The sequence below is a fragment of the Pyrinomonas methylaliphatogenes genome, from assembly GCF_000820845.2.
Classification (GTDB): Bacteria; Acidobacteriota; Blastocatellia; order Pyrinomonadales; family Pyrinomonadaceae; genus Pyrinomonas; species Pyrinomonas methylaliphatogenes.
This window is the reverse complement of sequence record NZ_CBXV010000008.1, coordinates 720,484-734,366: the sequence shown is the minus strand read 5'-3', so window position 1 is coordinate 734,366 and position 13,883 is coordinate 720,484. Positions and strand designations below refer to the sequence as shown.

Genomic DNA, 13,883 nt, shown 5'->3' with positions numbered 1-13,883 from the left:
CTCGCGTCTTTAAACCATGAACGGCCATTTCGACAAGATCCGCGGGATTGATGAACTCCCGCTCTTCCCCTTACCGGTCGTGCTCTTTCCGGGCGCGCCGCTGCCGCTGCACATCTTCGAACCCCGTTACCGCAAAATGCTGCGCGATGTGCGCGCTTCGAACAATCTTTTTGGGGTCTCCTATTTTGAAGCGAGCGCGAGCGAATATGCGCGTCCGCCGCTCGGCCACGTCGGGTGCGTGGCGGAAGTGGTCGAAGTGCAACCGTTGCCCGATGGTCGCTCGAACATCTTGACGGTCGGCCTGATCCGCTATCAAACGATCGAGTACGTGGAAAGCGATGAACCCTATCTGATCGCGCGCGTCCAATTCTTCGAAGACGATGAAGAAGAGGACGAAGCTCTGCTGCGCGAGAGAGCGCGCGAAGTCAGCGAACTATTCCTGCGCATTGCGCGCGCGGTGCGTATCCTCAACGATGAGAGCGCGCGCGAGCTGACGGAGATCCCCGAAACCGATCCCGAACGCCTATCGTTTCTCATCGCCTCGGCCATCGATCTCGAGGGGGAAGTCAAGCAAGAGCTTTTGGAACTGCGCTCCACGCTGAAGAGGTTGGAGAGGTTACACGAGATGTTGGCGCAAGCGGTGCGCAGCTATGAGGAGAGGGCGCGTCTACATGCGATCGCCAAACGCAATGGTCACGGCGGGAAGAAACTCGAGTATGAAGAACCATGACGCAAGATACCTGAATTTCGCGAAAAGGATGGGCGACGTTCGGCTCACAGATGAGGGGCGACGAGTTTTCGACTGAGCAAATGCGGCAAGAGCAGAGGAACCGCGCGCAGGGGGTTGAGATGAGTGAGGTGGAGCGTCCGTCGGTCGAAGTGCGCGTGCTCTTTTTCGGCGCCGCCCGCGAAGCCCTCGGGCGCGATGAAGCGCGCGTCCGGCTCCCCAGAGAGACCTCGGGGCGCGAAGCGCTCGATCTGATCCGGCGAGAATTCCCTTCGCTTGCCCGCTTCGCCCATTCGCTTCTGCTCGCCGTCAACCAGCAATACGTGCCGCTCGACCAGGCGATCGAAGTTTGCGAGGGCGACGAGGTGGCCGTCTTTCCGCCTGTGAGCGGCGGTTCATCTGCCCCAGATGGCGATCTTTTCGCGATCGTCACCGAACCGATCGATGTCGGCGAAGTGGCGCGACAGGTAGTTCCGCGAACGTGCGGCGCGACGGTGACCTTTGACGGTTACGTCCGCGAGTGGACCGGAAACCGCCGCACGCTCTACCTCATCTACGAAGCATACGAGCCGATGGCCTTGCGCGAGCTGGCGCGGATCGGGCGCGAAGCTCATGCGCGCTTTGCGATTGAGCGCATCGCCATCGTGCATCGCGTCGGGCGGTTGAATATCGGCGAGACGAGCGTGTGCATCGCCGTCTGCGCGCCGCATCGACGCGACGCCTTCGCCGCTTGCGAATGGGCGATCGCGGAACTCAAACGTACCGTGCCGATATGGAAAAAAGAGGTGTTCGAAGATGGTGAGGTGTGGGTCGAAGGTGAGCGGTCCTCACCGGTCCAAGGGGAAGGCGAAGCGATCTGAAAGCCAGTCCGCCTCGGGCGCGATCTTTCGGCAAAGGATCGGGCGCGCCGCCCCTTACGATTGCTCGGGGACTTCCTTCTTCTCGTTCGGCGCGCGCCCCTGGCGCATCATATGGACTTTGGAGCGCAATTCGAACGATGCGCTCGCCCGCTCCAGCATCTGGCGCATGCTCTGTTCGGTCCAAGGCTTGGAGACGAACAGATTGACGACGCCCTCGCTGATCTCGCGCACGACATCGCCGACGACGGCGCTACCGGTCAGCATCACACGATAGCTGAGCGGATACTTCTCCGCCACTTCGCGCAAGAATTCGGTCCCTTCGATATCAGGCATGCGCTGATCGCTGATGACGATATCGGCTGGCGCTTCGGCTAGCGCGGCGCGCGCCGCGTTCAAATTGGAGGCCGTTCGGATGTCATATTCGTCGCCGAACATCTCTTTGAAGATCTCCAGACATTCGACTTCATCATCTAGGTAGAGGATCGATCGCTTCATTTTTCAACCTACCCTTTCGAGATGGACACGAGTGTCCTGGATCAGGGATGCAACTCCTGTTCCATTGAGGCGTAAGACGTGAGCTTTCCGGTCAACGCTATTCCGCTCGCAGCTTCGGCGCGCTGGCGCGAGTCGGTGTCATCTCGGCGTCAAGTGTCAAATTAACGTCAAAGCTTTCGGACGGCGCGCGCCTAGGCGAAGCGCGGGCGAACGGTTAAAATCCTCAAGTTCGGAGGTCAAAGTGAAACCGCAAACGGCTTCTGTATTCGGGCGAGGCGCGCCGCAGCTTGATCTCACCGCAGGAGAGATGCGCGCCATTGTCGCCAGCGCGCTGCGCGATCTCGCGCCCGAAAGTCGCGTGCTCGCCATCGTGCCCGACAAGACGCGCGACGACAATACGGATGTTCTCTTCCCGATCCTCGCCGAGATCCTCTCGGCGCTTCGCGTCAAACGTTTCGATGCCCTCATCGCTCAAGGGACGCACGGCCCGATGACGGAGCAAGAGAAGCGCGCGAAGCTCGGAGCCGGGCTTGGCCTTCCCGGATTGAACGAGATCTACGATCATCGCTGGGATGATGCTGCGCACCTAGTTACGATCGGGCAATTGAGCGCCGAACAGGTGGCGGAAGCGACTCAAGGGCTGATCGCCGAAGCGGTCGCGCTCTCCGTCAACAAACTTCTCGCTCCGGGAAACTATGACATAGTGCTGGTCATCGGCGCGACCGTGCCGCACGAAGTCGCTGGCTTTGCGGGCGGCGCGAAGTACTTCTTCCCCGGCGTCGCAGGACCCGAGTTGACTAATTTGACCCACTGGCTCGGCGCCCTTGCGACGATCGAGCGCGTGATCGGGCGGATCGAGACGCCGACGCGCCGTTTGATCGAACTTGCGGCAACGCATATCCCAGCGCGCGTGATCGCCTTCAACTCGGTCGTGACGCGCGAAACGTCGCGATTGCGCACGCACGCGCTATTTGCCGGCGAGCTAAGCGCCGCTTTCCGCCAATCCGCCGCCATCAGCCGTCAACTCCATATCAAATATACCGGGCGACGCTATCATCGTGTGGTCGCCCTGCTCGATGAGCATTACGATGAGATGTGGGTTGGCGGAAAGGCGAGCTACAAATTGGGCGGTGTGATCGAAGAGGGTGGCGAACTGATCATCTACGCGCCGCATCTGAAGCGCCTTTCGGCAACGCATGGACGCCTGATCGAGCGTTACGGCTATGCTCCGCTCGAAGAGGTCAAAGAGATGGTGGCGCGATCCGAAGAGCTGCGCGCCAATCTCTGCGTCGCTGCGCATCTAGCGCATGTCGTCTATGCGAGCCGTCGCGATGAAAACGGACGCCTCGCCCCTCGCTACCGGATCACGCTCGCTTCGGCGATCGACCGCGAAACTTGCGCGCGCGTTCGCTTGGGGTGGATGGACCCTCGTTCGTTTCGGCTCGAAGATTACGCTGGCGATCCGAACACGTTGATCGTCGAGCGCGCCGGACGCGATCTCTATCTCGTCGCGCCTGATGATTGAGGCTACCGGTCCAGTGACTCCAGACGCCCGCCTTCAGTTGCCACGCGCGCTTACGACGATATCATCTTCCGTGCCCGCGCGCCCATCTTCGCCGGCGGAACGAAGTTCGAAATCATCCCGCGTCCCGCGGTAGAGATAATCGCGATGCCACGGATCGAGTCGGATGACGCGAGAAAGGTAGCGCGGACTGAGATGATCGATGAGCACGGCGTGACTGTCCGCCACGACGTAGAAGCCATGGTCGCGGCGGAAAGCGCGTAAAGCGGCAGCGATCGTCTCGAGTTCGGCGCGCGCCCGCTCGCGCTTTTCAGCATTGAGGGCGCGCGCGAAAAGTTCGACATCCTCCCATCGGTCCGGTCCAACCCGTATTTCGGCGATGCGCCAACGACCGTCTCGATGTTCGAAGCGAAAAGCGGTCCGCATCTCGGCTTCCACGACCGCCGATGACCCGAACATCGAGATGCTTTCAATTCGCACATCGTCATTTTTCAAGGCGAACCCAGCGACGCGCGCGATCAAGCGGCGCGCTTGATCGACGCTCAACTTTGGCGCGGCGATAGTGAGTGATGTCATAAGCAAACAAATCGCCAAGAAGATGCTGCGGATAAGGAAAGATCTTTTTCTCATAAGCGCTCTCTCGCATCGTTCGCTTGAAGGAGCCAGCGGATTTTACGCATCCGCACGACAAAAAGCCCGGATGGAGAGGTTAACACGGAAACCTTCGCTGGCTTCAATTCAAACGATCCGTCCCCTTTCAGTACGTCCGCGTTTCGGCGCGCGATCTGCTCCGGCCCGCTCTCCGCCGCAAGAAGCGCGATTCTGTTGAAGACCGCGAGCGCGAGGCGATCGCGGCATGACGCTTGCTCACAACGAGGCACAACGATACCGTAAAGGGGGACAGTGAAGATCATGGCCAAACTTGTAACCGGACTCTTCAAATCGCGCACGGCGGCGGAAGCGGTCGTCAATATCCTCGCTGAACGCGGATACACGCGCGATGAGATAAGCGTTCTGATGTCGGATGCGACTAAAAGCAAAGAGTTCGCCATCGAAACTGGCACCCACGCTGCGGATGGCGCAGGAATCGGCGGAGCTATTGGCGGAGCCGTCGGTGCCGCGCTAGCGGCCATCGCCGCCGTTGGCACATCGCTCGCTATTCCCGGACTCGGACTCGTCGTCGCTGGTCCACTAGCTGCCGCCCTTGCCGGAGCCGGCGCCGGAGGAGCGACCGGAGGATTGATCGGTGCGCTCATCGGCGCAGGCATCCCGGAGCATCGCGCTAAGGTTTACGACGCAGGTCTACGCCAGGGTGGGATTCTGCTGGGAGTCGAGGCACGAACGGATGAAGATGCCGATCAACTCGAAAAACTTTTCGAGGAACTAGGCGCAGAACACATAAGACAAGAGTGAGCGCGCCGGACGACCGGCTAAAACGCTGATCGGAGGTGGAAACTTTCCCCTCCGATTTTTTTTGCGCAACGCGCTCGAGTGGCGCCGCCTCGCGAGTTGAATTCTCGCGCTAAGACAGCAGAAAAGCGATGGGCGGGAACGAAAGCTTCCCGCCCATCGCATCGGATTACTTACGTATTGTCTCGCCGAGATCTTTGACGGCATCGCCCACTTTACGCTTCGCTTCGCCGAAGCTTTCGCGCGCCTCACCTTGAGCGCGCTCAGCGGCCCCTTCTTCTTCCAGTTCTCGATCATCCATCGCGTGACCGATCTTCTCCTTAACTGTGCCCTTAGCTTGCTCCCATTTTCCTTTTAGCTCATCCTTGTTCGGTAAACCCATCTTTGTCTCCCCTTTGAATGAAGATCGCTCCTCAGATCCATACGCGAATCTTTCAGAGCATATCAGAGGCCGAGCAACGCTCGTGCCAGCGAAGAGACGCGCGCGAAATTCCGTCGCTTTGGCCGACAATCCCTTTCGCGTTCGGAAGTGCACGGGCGAATTCAGTACAGATCGAAGATTCAAGCGTCCTCTCTCGAGACAAAAAAAGCGCGCAACTCGAAGGTTGCGCGCTTTTTGGAAAAGCATTTTATGCCGAAATTCAGAATTCGAAACGCACCGCTAGTTGAACCTGCCGCTCGCGGAAGAGCGTGCTATCGGCTGCGGTAGGCGTTCCGAACGCAGTGTTGAACTGCAGGGTCGAACCCGAAATCGAGTAAAGCGCCGTGTTGACGCCAGTGACCTGCGTTCGGTTGAAGAGGTTGAAGGCTTCCGCTAAGAACTCCAATCTGGCCTTCTCCGTGATGCTAAAGCGTCGCGACAGACGCATATCGAGATACCAGATCGAGGGCATCTTGAAAGAGTTGCGCGGGGCAAGCGCGAATCGCGTCGAGCCTACGCCGTTCACGCCTCCGCCGCCGGGCGGCGTTTGTGTGCCCGATGGGAAGCCAAGGCTTACGGGATTGACGGTGCCGCTAACCGTCGCACTGTAGCGTTGGCCAGAGAATGCGTTGAGGATGGGCGAGATGGTCCACCCGTTGAAGATGGCCCGCGCTGCGCGGCTGCTTCCTTCATCGAAGGGAGTCGGTTGCCAAACCACGCTGGCGATGAATTTATGCCGGCGGTCGAAGTTGGACAAACCGTTCTCCGCAGCCTGATCGAACGGATTGAATGGAACGTTCGGCGAGGTGAAGGTTTGCGAAGTCTGTCCGGTGTCAGAAGCGCGTGAGAGCGTGTAGCTTGTCTGGAACTGCAGGCCGTTCGTCAAACGACGGTTAGCCTGTAACACGAGCGCGTTGTATTTAGAGATGACGTTGCTGCGGATCTCCGTGATCTGTTGATAGTTCGGATTCGGCCTTGAACCGACGAACACGGGCAGCAGCCATACTTGTCCATCATATGGCCCGCCCACGATGGTGTATCTCGCAAAGACGGGCGGATTGAGATTAGTGTCAACGAACGTTGGCAAGTAGCGCCCGAAGCTGAAGAGATAAGATGCCGAGACGACCGTGTTGCGCGCGACCTCGCGCTCGAAGATCAGATCCGCTTGATGGATCTGCGGATTCTGGAAGTTCGAAGCGAAGTACTGCACCTGTGGCGGCACGAGCGTCCCTGCGCTCAGCAGATTCGGGAAAACGGGCGCAGCCGGATTGCTGGCCGTGAGCGTAACCTGTCTTTGCCCGCGATCGGTGCCGACGCCCGTATTGATGAGCGCATTGTAAATGGTTGAGTTGATGACCCGACCGTAGTAGATGCCATAACCGCCACGCAACACGGTCTTCCCATCGCCGGTCAAATCATAGGCCAATCCGATGCGCGGACCGAAGTTGTTTTTGTCGCTGACCTTGTTGGCCGTCTGCGGTAGATCTGGATTCACGTTAACCGGATCGGGGTTGATCTGATACTCGTAACGCAGACCGAGATTGAGCGTCAACCGCGACGAGACGCGCCAATCATCTTGAATGAAGAGATTGAAGTCGGTCGTGTGGAAGGACAGGCCCGGCACGCCTAAACCTTGATTGAAGTTGCCGCCGTAACACTTCCCGCGCGTCCTCGTGCTGCTGTAGCAAGGCGTATTAGCCGGCAGCCCGCCTTGCGTGATGAAGTTGATGTAATCGATGATGAAGTCGTTAAGGCCGCTATAGAAACCGGCGGCATTGGTGCCTCCGGTGTAATTGTATTCGCCTCCCAAGAAGCGAATGTTGTTGACGATGTCCTTCACCCGATTGATGTCGCCGCCGAATTTTACCGTATGTTGACCGAGGGTGAGCGTCAACGTATCGGCGAATTGGAAGCGTCGCTCATCGGGGAAAGCCGGGCGTTCAAGAAAGTCGGGAATTCCGAAAGAGAATCCGTTCGTGATGAAGACCTGAGGTGATCTACCTCCCGGCGCGGTCGTCGGCTCTCCCGGAAGCGGCGGTTGACTGAACTCATACTCTTTGTCGCGCCCCGCTTGGAAACGGAATTCATTGACGGCGCGCGCCGTCAGACTAGAAGTAAGGCGAAGATTGAGGAAATCGACATCGACGAAATCATCGCCGAAGTTGTCTTTCGCCCGCGTATTGATGGCTTGCGTCTGAATGCCGTTTGGCGAATCCCAGCGCAAACTATTGTAGGTCGCCGAAAGAGTGTTCTTCGAGTTGATGTTCCAATCGATCTTCCCGAGGATCAGCCGCTGATCGCCGCGCCGTGGGACCTCTCCAGAGAGGCTGTTGAGGAAGTTCAAAGCTTGGTCAACTTGCGCATTCGTCAACCCTTTTCCGGTCGCCAACGATCCGGTTCGGCTTGGATTGGAAGTCCCCGGATATGCCGGACATTGCGCCAGCGTGACGGTCGCCCCCAACGGCGAGGTCAGCAAACATCTATCCACTCTGTTCAGAAAGTCCACCTGCGAAAAGCGCGCGACGCCCGGGAAGTTGCGTTTTTGCTGATCGTAGCTGAAGAAGAAGAAGGCTTTGTCTTTGACGATCGGACCGCCCAAAGTCCCGCCGAATTGATGCCGAACGTCTTTCGGCTTGAAAGCGACGGGCGTAAAGACGCCATTGATATTCTGCGTCAGGAAGCTAAGCGGGTTACGCGCCCCCCACTTGTTGTTTCGTTGATAGTAGAAACCAGAGCCATGTAATTCGTTCGTTCCGCTCTTCGTCACGGCGTTGACCACGCCGCCAGCGGCGCGCCCGTACTCTGCCGAATAGTTCGAGGTGTTGACCTGAAATTCGCGGATCGCGGCCTGACTGATGACGTAACCGATGCGCGTGCGACCGCGCTCTTCCGAAAAGAAGGCTTGGTTGTTGTCGCCGCCATCGACCGTGTTGTTGTTTAAAAGCCCAGAGATGCCGCGGAAGCTGATCAAACCGAAAGTGCCGTCGGGAACCGCGCCCGGCGTCAAGAGCGCGAAATTGGACCAGCGACGACCGTTGATCGGAAGCTCGTTGATCGAAACTTGATTGACGTTGGTCGAAAAATCCTGCTGCGAAGTGTTGATGACCGGCGCCTCAGATGTCACGACGACGGTGGCCTGCGCCCCGCTGACGCTCAGCGAAACATCGAGCGCCGTCTCGCGCCCAACTTCGACGACGACATGTTGCTGTGTATAAGTGGAAAAACCGGGCGCGTTGACCGTTACGGTATAATTGCCCGGCTGCAACTGCACGATGCGGAAACGCCCTTCGCCATCGCTCGTTCCCGTGCTCTCCTTGTTCGTCTCCTCGTTCCGAACGGTGATCGAAGCGTTCGGGACGACGGCCCCTTGCGGGTCCTTGACGATTCCGCCGATCGCCCCGTTTGTCGTCGATTGCGCCAAGGCGACCGGGCCCAAAACTAGAAGCAAAGCTAAGAAGCAAAGAAATCTACGCATACGAATGCTCCCTCGAGAGTTGTATTGAAATCACCGTCTTATCATGTGGACGTATTCCAAGCTTCCCGGATGGCCGACGAGCCTCGCGGCCCGACACAAGAATCTATCAGCGCAACGCCCTCAAAACGACAAAGTGAAGGTTGCTGTAAGGGAACTTCTATCATGAGATGCCTGCGCGTCGCAAGATGCTCAACCGAGCTGAACGGAGCTTCAATATATTCGCCATAAAATCTGTTATCGCGGCAATCCGTCTTGGCCGATCCGCCTCGAAGTTTCGTGAGCGTCAGCATGCGGCCCACATGTTAAGCACAGCTTACGCGAGGCGCAAATCTCAGTTAACCTGACCATGATCGCACGCACGAAACGCGCTCCATTCGGACGCGCGACACCCCACGGCTTGATCGAGCGAACGGAAACCCTCTCGCCTCATGATCTCGACCAACCCGCGATTGATGCGGCGCACGATGCCTATGCCTTCGTAAACGAGCCCCGTATAAACCTGCACGAGCGAAGCCCCGGCGCTGATCTTATCCCAAGCATCTTCGGCATTGAAGATGCCACCAACGCCGATCACCGGAACCGCGCCGCGCGTCAAAAGATGGATCTTTGCGATGACGCTGTTCGAAAGCGCTTTGAGCGGCGCACCGCTCAGTCCGCCTTCGCCAATCGCCGCCAACGTCTCACGCGGCGTTCGCACAAGCAGATCGCGGCGCGTCGTCGTATTGGTCGCGATGATCCCGGCGATACCAACTCGCTGGACCACCGAGACGATCATCGCGAGATCCTCATCGCCAAGATCCGGCGCAATCTTGACGAGAAGAGGCTTGGGGCGCGCTTGCGAAAGCTGACGGTTGCGCTCTTGCAAAGCTTCGAGCAACGCGGCAAGCAGATCGGCTTGCTGTAAAGCGCGCAGCCCCGGCGTGTTCGGTGAACTGACGTTGACGGCGATGTAATCGGCGTGCGGATGCACGATCTCGAGGCTCGCCAGATAATCCTCGGTCGCCTCCTCAAGCGGCACAACGCGACTTTTGCCGATGTTTATGCCTACTACACACGAAGGGCGCGCCCGGGCCAGCCGTGAAGCGAGCGCCGCCGCCCCGTCGTTGTTGAAGCCAGCGCGATTGATGAGCGCTCGATCCCGCGGCAAGCGAAAGATGCGCGGACGCGGATTCCCCTCCTGCGCCTGTCGCGTGACGGTGCCGAGTTCGATGAAACCGAATCCTAATGCCGCGAGAGACGGCGCTGCAACGCCGTTTTTATCGAAACCGGCGGCAAGCCCCACGGGATTCGAAAACTCTAGCCCGAAGCGTCGTATCGCTTCCGGAAACCTTTCGCCCGAAGAGGAAAGGAAGCGAAGCAAGGCAGGAGGCGTGCGCGCGATGGCGCCGAGCGCTAGCTCGTGGGCCGTCTCCGGCTCCAAGCGAAAAAGGAGAGGACGCAAAAACGGGTAGAACATCGGCGATCCGATCGGCGAGGCTAGCAAAGCCATGGGAAGGTGTCAAAAAGCCATACGCTCAAACGCCGACCAGCTTGCCCATTGACCTGGCGAAATGGAGAAAGCCGTCATTCAAGCGGATCAAGATCAAGACCGGCTTGCCCATTGACCTCGAGCGATAATTTTGTTTAAACCTGTTGAACCTAATATCGTCTCCATGCTATCCTTAGTCGCCGCGGTCGCTTCCCGGCGACCGGAAGTTTTGGCGCGACCCGACGACGTCCATCATGAAGCGTTCCCTCTTCTTCCTTGCGACTACAGTCCTTCTCTCATCGATCGTTCAAGGGCAAAGCCCGCCGCGATATCACTTCGACAATATCGACATAGGCGTGCGCCTTGAGCCCCACGATGCTAAGCCGCTAGCGAAGAAGCTGAGCAAACCCGCGCTCCACACTTCGGACGTTAGAGGACTGAGGCTCATCCATGTGCGGCCCACCGGCGGACCTAAGGATGTGAAATACTGGCTTCGCGGATTTACGACCGGCAACGCGCAGATCGATGCGTTGCTCGTCGAGGCTGGTTTGCGGTATGGAGTCGATCCGATGCTCCTCTACGCTTTGATGCATCAAGAATCGGCCTTTCGCACTCGCGCCGTTTCGCCCAAGGGCGCGCTCGGATTGATGCAGTTGATGCCGGGCACTGCGGCGCGCTTTGGCGTCCTCAATCCGTTCGATCCGCGTCAGAACATTGAAGGTGGGACGCGCTATTTGCGCTTCCTGCTCGACCTATTCGGCGAAGATATCGCGCTCGCACTGGCCGGTTACAACGCGGGCGAAGCAGCCGTCATACGTTACGGGAAGCAAATCCCTCCCTATCGTGAGACGCGCGAGTATGTGAGGCGGATCGCGCGGCGCTACGTCCTGCTACGCGATCCGGAGGCGGTCCATCGAGCGAAGCGCGCCGACCAAGCGCAACTTGCCGTCATCGAAAAGGAAGAGCCCAAGCCAACGGCCATCTATGAGCGCGATGTCTTCGTCGTCAGACTGCCGGATGGGAAGCTCCGCTTGGTCAGCCAGTGACGCATCGGTTCTGCGCCTGTTGAAGATGCTTATTTCGGCAGCGCCGTGGGCAATCGTGACGCAGCAGTTCTCCCCTTGAGATTTCATGTCTTAAGCACAAACGCGATCTTTCCAGTCAACCGCTAAATTTGCTATCGTCCCTTTGGAGATGCAAAGGCGCACGGTTTACTGTGAAAGTTGCGGGTCAGCGATCTTTAACGAGGCCCGTTTCTGCGGCCATTGCGGCGCTGCGATTGGGGCCAATCCTCCCGTGCGCTCCGCGTCGCGCGAACTGGCCGCTTCAGAATCGAAGATCATCTTCATCACCCATCCCGCGGCGTTGCCCATCGGCATCGGTTATATCTTCAGCGGGCTTTTGGCGCTTGCGATCACAGCGGCCTTCGCCTATATCGGACTTCCTTTTAAAGCTGCCCTTTTGACTTCTGTATTGGTCATGTTGCCGGTCGTGCTGCGCCATCTGCGGCGAAACATGACTATTTACAAACTGACCGATTCTGCGATCGAGGTCAACGAAGGGCTTTTCATCCGTCGGCGACGAGTTATTCCACTTCGCAGCATCAGTCAAGTGACCATTTCGCAAAGCATCGGCGAATGGCTTCTCGGCATCGGCGATGTGATCGTCGAGAACGCGGAAGATAGATCGCGTGCCATCGCCTTGCGTAAAATCTCGCGCCCGCGCGATCTCGCCGAGATGATTCTGCGCGAGCAACGCCATTGGCGTTGAACAAGGATCGGGACGCAAAACGAAGCCGGGAGCGCTCGAGGCTCTCTTGCGAGGCATGTTGAACGTGGCGCGCTCGGCACACAAGACGAGGTCGGGGGCGCTCGAGGCACCTAAGCTCTTTGTCGCCAGAGCGACTTCCATCTCGGATACGCGCCCTTTCGCGGTTGTGTTATCATTGCGTCGATAAGGACGAAACCAAGTCGCTTCAATCATCTCGCTTGAAAGCGAGCGAACGATTCAATCTTCTTCGTTCATCGTAGGGAAGCTACGGGGCGATAGATCTTTCCGAAGGTTGATCATCTTGTCGGCCATGACATTTCATTTGCGCGTTCCTTCGTTCATCATCTGCGCTCTCCTCCTCTCTCTTCCGGTCAGCGGGGCGGGAGAAGCGGCGAATTTCTTACCTGACCGCATCGGCGAGTTCCAGGCCGCTGGTTCGCCTCGCGGCGGCGCGTTCGAGGATTACCCGTTGGCAGAGTTTCCAGTTCTCGATACCGTCAAGCGGATCTACCTCGATCAAGCGCGTGCGCCGTATTCCGTCACGCTCGTGCGGCTACGAACCGAACCGGCAGCCTACGCCCTTTTGACCTCGGTCGCCGATCGCTTGCGTCAGCGCGAGGCGGTCGTCGGATCGGATCAGATAGGGACTTGGGGGGTCATGACGCCGTCGGAGGTCGCCTTCTTCAAAGGCACGTGTTTCGTCTTGGTCTCGAAAGCGAAGCTCGGCACACCGGAAGCGCTTCGCTCTTTGGCGCGCGGTCTCGCCGAAAAGCTCGATCGTGGCGAAGGCGACATCCCACCGCTCGTGCGCCATCTGCCCGATTGGGAGAGCGCGCAGAATCGCGCAGTCTTCACACTCTCTCTCGGAGAGTTGCAAGCCGCAGCGGGCCATCGCCCGGCGCTCGAGGCGCTTTCGTTCGATGGGGGCACGGAAGCGATCACCGCTTCGTATGGTCCAGCGCGACTCGTCATCGTCGAGCATACCACGCCGCAATTTGCTGCCGATAACGACCGGCGCATCATCGAACATCTGAAGAATCTGCGCGCAATCGGCGCTCCGCTCCCATCGCTTTACCGTCGCATCGGCAACTACGCCGTCTTCGTCTTTGACGCGCCCGATGAGGGATTCGCGCGTCGGCTGGCCGATGCGATCCGTTATGAGCAGGTGGTCCGGTGGCTCGGGCCGAACCCGCGCGCTTGGGAACGCTGGGAACGCGCCTATAACCGTATGACGGCGAGCGTCGTCGTCACGACCCTCAAGGTGACTGGACTGGCTCTGATCCTCTGCCTGTCGATCGGGAGCGTTCTGGGCGGGGTCGTCTTCTTCCGCCGCCGCGCGCGTGCCGCGAAGTTCAAGAATTATACGGACGCGGGCGACATGGTCAGACTCAACATAGATGAGCTGACGGCGCAAACCGATCCGACGCGATTGTTGGGCCCGGCGAAATAGCCGAGCTCAAAGGGGAGAGGGCGCTGTGCCGTTAACGCAATTTTGGTTGCCAAAAAGAGAACGCCGACGAGCTGGGCTCAAGGCTCCCCCTAACCTTGGCTCCCCGCCGCCGGCGTTATTTATGAGTGCTCTTTGACTAGCGAGAGCGTCTCGCCAATTCCCCTTGTTCTGGCTTTCTGCTCTCCCGGTTTGAGTGGGGTGAATCACACCTCACTCAAACCGGTATCGTCTCCGAGCCTGACCCGATGACCCTTTGTTCCCCCTTCGGTCGTTTGGTCACCCTAC

Annotated in this window: 12 protein-coding genes; 7 read left to right on the top strand and 5 right to left on the bottom strand. The window is 58.7% G+C overall.

From position 1 onward, the window contains the following. Positions 1–16 precede the first annotated feature (16 nt). Positions 17–730, top strand: coding sequence for an LON peptidase substrate-binding domain-containing protein (locus PYK22_RS14385; protein ID WP_060635709.1), 714 nt, complete (start codon positions 17–19; stop codon positions 728–730). Between the two features lie 119 nt (positions 731–849). Next, entirely contained in the window at positions 850–1,587 is a 738-nt protein-coding gene (locus PYK22_RS14380; RefSeq protein WP_041979161.1) for a molybdenum cofactor biosynthesis protein MoaE, read from the top strand. Positions 1,588–1,641: 54 nt separating this feature from the next. On the opposite strand, the gene PYK22_RS14375 is transcribed toward PYK22_RS14380, so the two are convergent. Next, a complete protein-coding gene (locus tag PYK22_RS14375; RefSeq protein ID WP_060635708.1) occupies positions 1,642–2,082 on the bottom strand; it encodes a response regulator in 441 nt (146 codons plus the stop codon). Between the two features lie 241 nt (positions 2,083–2,323). Here PYK22_RS14375 and PYK22_RS14370 point away from each other — a divergent pair, with 241 nt between their 5' ends. Next, positions 2,324–3,607 (top strand): lactate racemase domain-containing protein, encoded by a 1,284-nt coding sequence (locus tag PYK22_RS14370; RefSeq protein WP_041978343.1) that lies wholly within the window; start codon positions 2,324–2,326, stop codon positions 3,605–3,607. 33 nt (positions 3,608–3,640) lie between these two features. On the opposite strand, the gene PYK22_RS14365 is transcribed toward PYK22_RS14370, so the two are convergent. Further along, the gene (locus tag PYK22_RS14365) at positions 3,641–4,180 is read right to left on the bottom strand and encodes a type II secretion system protein GspG (RefSeq protein ID WP_157770906.1); all 540 of its coding nucleotides are present in this window, start codon (positions 4,178–4,180) and stop codon (positions 3,641–3,643) included. Between the two features lie 336 nt (positions 4,181–4,516). Here PYK22_RS14365 and PYK22_RS14355 point away from each other — a divergent pair, with 336 nt between their 5' ends. Continuing rightward, positions 4,517–5,017, top strand: coding sequence for a hypothetical protein (locus tag PYK22_RS14355; protein ID WP_041978335.1), 501 nt, complete (start codon positions 4,517–4,519; stop codon positions 5,015–5,017). Positions 5,018–5,183: 166 nt separating this feature from the next. Here PYK22_RS14355 and PYK22_RS14350 read toward each other — a convergent pair whose 3' ends face one another. From PYK22_RS14350 to PYK22_RS14340, 3 genes are all read right to left on the bottom strand, one after another. Then, entirely contained in the window at positions 5,184–5,396 is a 213-nt protein-coding gene (locus tag PYK22_RS14350) for a CsbD family protein (protein ID WP_041979156.1), read from the bottom strand. A 259-nt stretch (positions 5,397–5,655) separates the two neighbouring features. Then, positions 5,656–8,910: a TonB-dependent receptor gene (locus tag PYK22_RS14345; protein ID WP_041978333.1), complete on the bottom strand. Its 3,255-nt coding sequence runs from the start codon at positions 8,908–8,910 to the stop codon at positions 5,656–5,658. A gap of 331 nt (positions 8,911–9,241) precedes the next feature. Further along, positions 9,242–10,366 (bottom strand): quinone-dependent dihydroorotate dehydrogenase, encoded by a 1,125-nt coding sequence (locus tag PYK22_RS14340; RefSeq protein ID WP_041979153.1) that lies wholly within the window; start codon positions 10,364–10,366, stop codon positions 9,242–9,244. Between the two features lie 266 nt (positions 10,367–10,632). On the opposite strand from PYK22_RS14340, the gene PYK22_RS18205 reads away from it, so the two are divergent. The 3 genes from PYK22_RS18205 (at position 10,633) to PYK22_RS14325 (ending at position 13,598) form a co-directional block, all read left to right on the top strand. Further along, positions 10,633–11,424, top strand: coding sequence for a lytic transglycosylase domain-containing protein (locus tag PYK22_RS18205; protein ID WP_060635707.1), 792 nt, complete (start codon positions 10,633–10,635; stop codon positions 11,422–11,424). Between the two features lie 148 nt (positions 11,425–11,572). After that, positions 11,573–12,148: a PH domain-containing protein gene (locus tag PYK22_RS14330; protein ID WP_041978332.1), complete on the top strand. Its 576-nt coding sequence runs from the start codon at positions 11,573–11,575 to the stop codon at positions 12,146–12,148. Positions 12,149–12,458: 310 nt separating this feature from the next. Then, positions 12,459–13,598, top strand: coding sequence for a DUF6599 family protein (locus tag PYK22_RS14325; RefSeq protein ID WP_157770905.1), 1,140 nt, complete (start codon positions 12,459–12,461; stop codon positions 13,596–13,598). Positions 13,599–13,883 lie beyond the last annotated feature (285 nt).

What these genes read in the sequence shown, in the direction of transcription:
- PYK22_RS14385 (WP_060635709.1), top strand. Translation starts at nt 17, where the DNA reads ATGAACGGCCATTTCGACAAGATCCGCGGGATTGATGAACTCCCGCTC.
- PYK22_RS14380 (WP_041979161.1), top strand. Translation starts at nt 850, where the DNA reads ATGAGTGAGGTGGAGCGTCCGTCGGTCGAAGTGCGCGTGCTCTTTTTC.
- PYK22_RS14375 (WP_060635708.1), bottom strand. Translation starts at nt 2,082, where the DNA reads ATGAAGCGATCGATCCTCTACCTAGATGATGAAGTCGAATGTCTGGAG.
- PYK22_RS14365 (WP_157770906.1), bottom strand. Translation starts at nt 4,180, where the DNA reads ATGACATCACTCACTATCGCCGCGCCAAAGTTGAGCGTCGATCAAGCG.
- PYK22_RS14355 (WP_041978335.1), top strand. Translation starts at nt 4,517, where the DNA reads ATGGCCAAACTTGTAACCGGACTCTTCAAATCGCGCACGGCGGCGGAA.
- PYK22_RS14350 (WP_041979156.1), bottom strand. Translation starts at nt 5,396, where the DNA reads ATGGGTTTACCGAACAAGGATGAGCTAAAAGGAAAATGGGAGCAAGCT.
- PYK22_RS14345 (WP_041978333.1), bottom strand. Translation starts at nt 8,910, where the DNA reads ATGCGTAGATTTCTTTGCTTCTTAGCTTTGCTTCTAGTTTTGGGCCCG.
- PYK22_RS14340 (WP_041979153.1), bottom strand. Translation starts at nt 10,366, where the DNA reads ATGTTCTACCCGTTTTTGCGTCCTCTCCTTTTTCGCTTGGAGCCGGAG.
- PYK22_RS18205 (WP_060635707.1), top strand. Translation starts at nt 10,633, where the DNA reads ATGAAGCGTTCCCTCTTCTTCCTTGCGACTACAGTCCTTCTCTCATCG.
- PYK22_RS14330 (WP_041978332.1), top strand. Translation starts at nt 11,573, where the DNA reads ATGCAAAGGCGCACGGTTTACTGTGAAAGTTGCGGGTCAGCGATCTTT.
- PYK22_RS14325 (WP_157770905.1), top strand. Translation starts at nt 12,459, where the DNA reads ATGACATTTCATTTGCGCGTTCCTTCGTTCATCATCTGCGCTCTCCTC.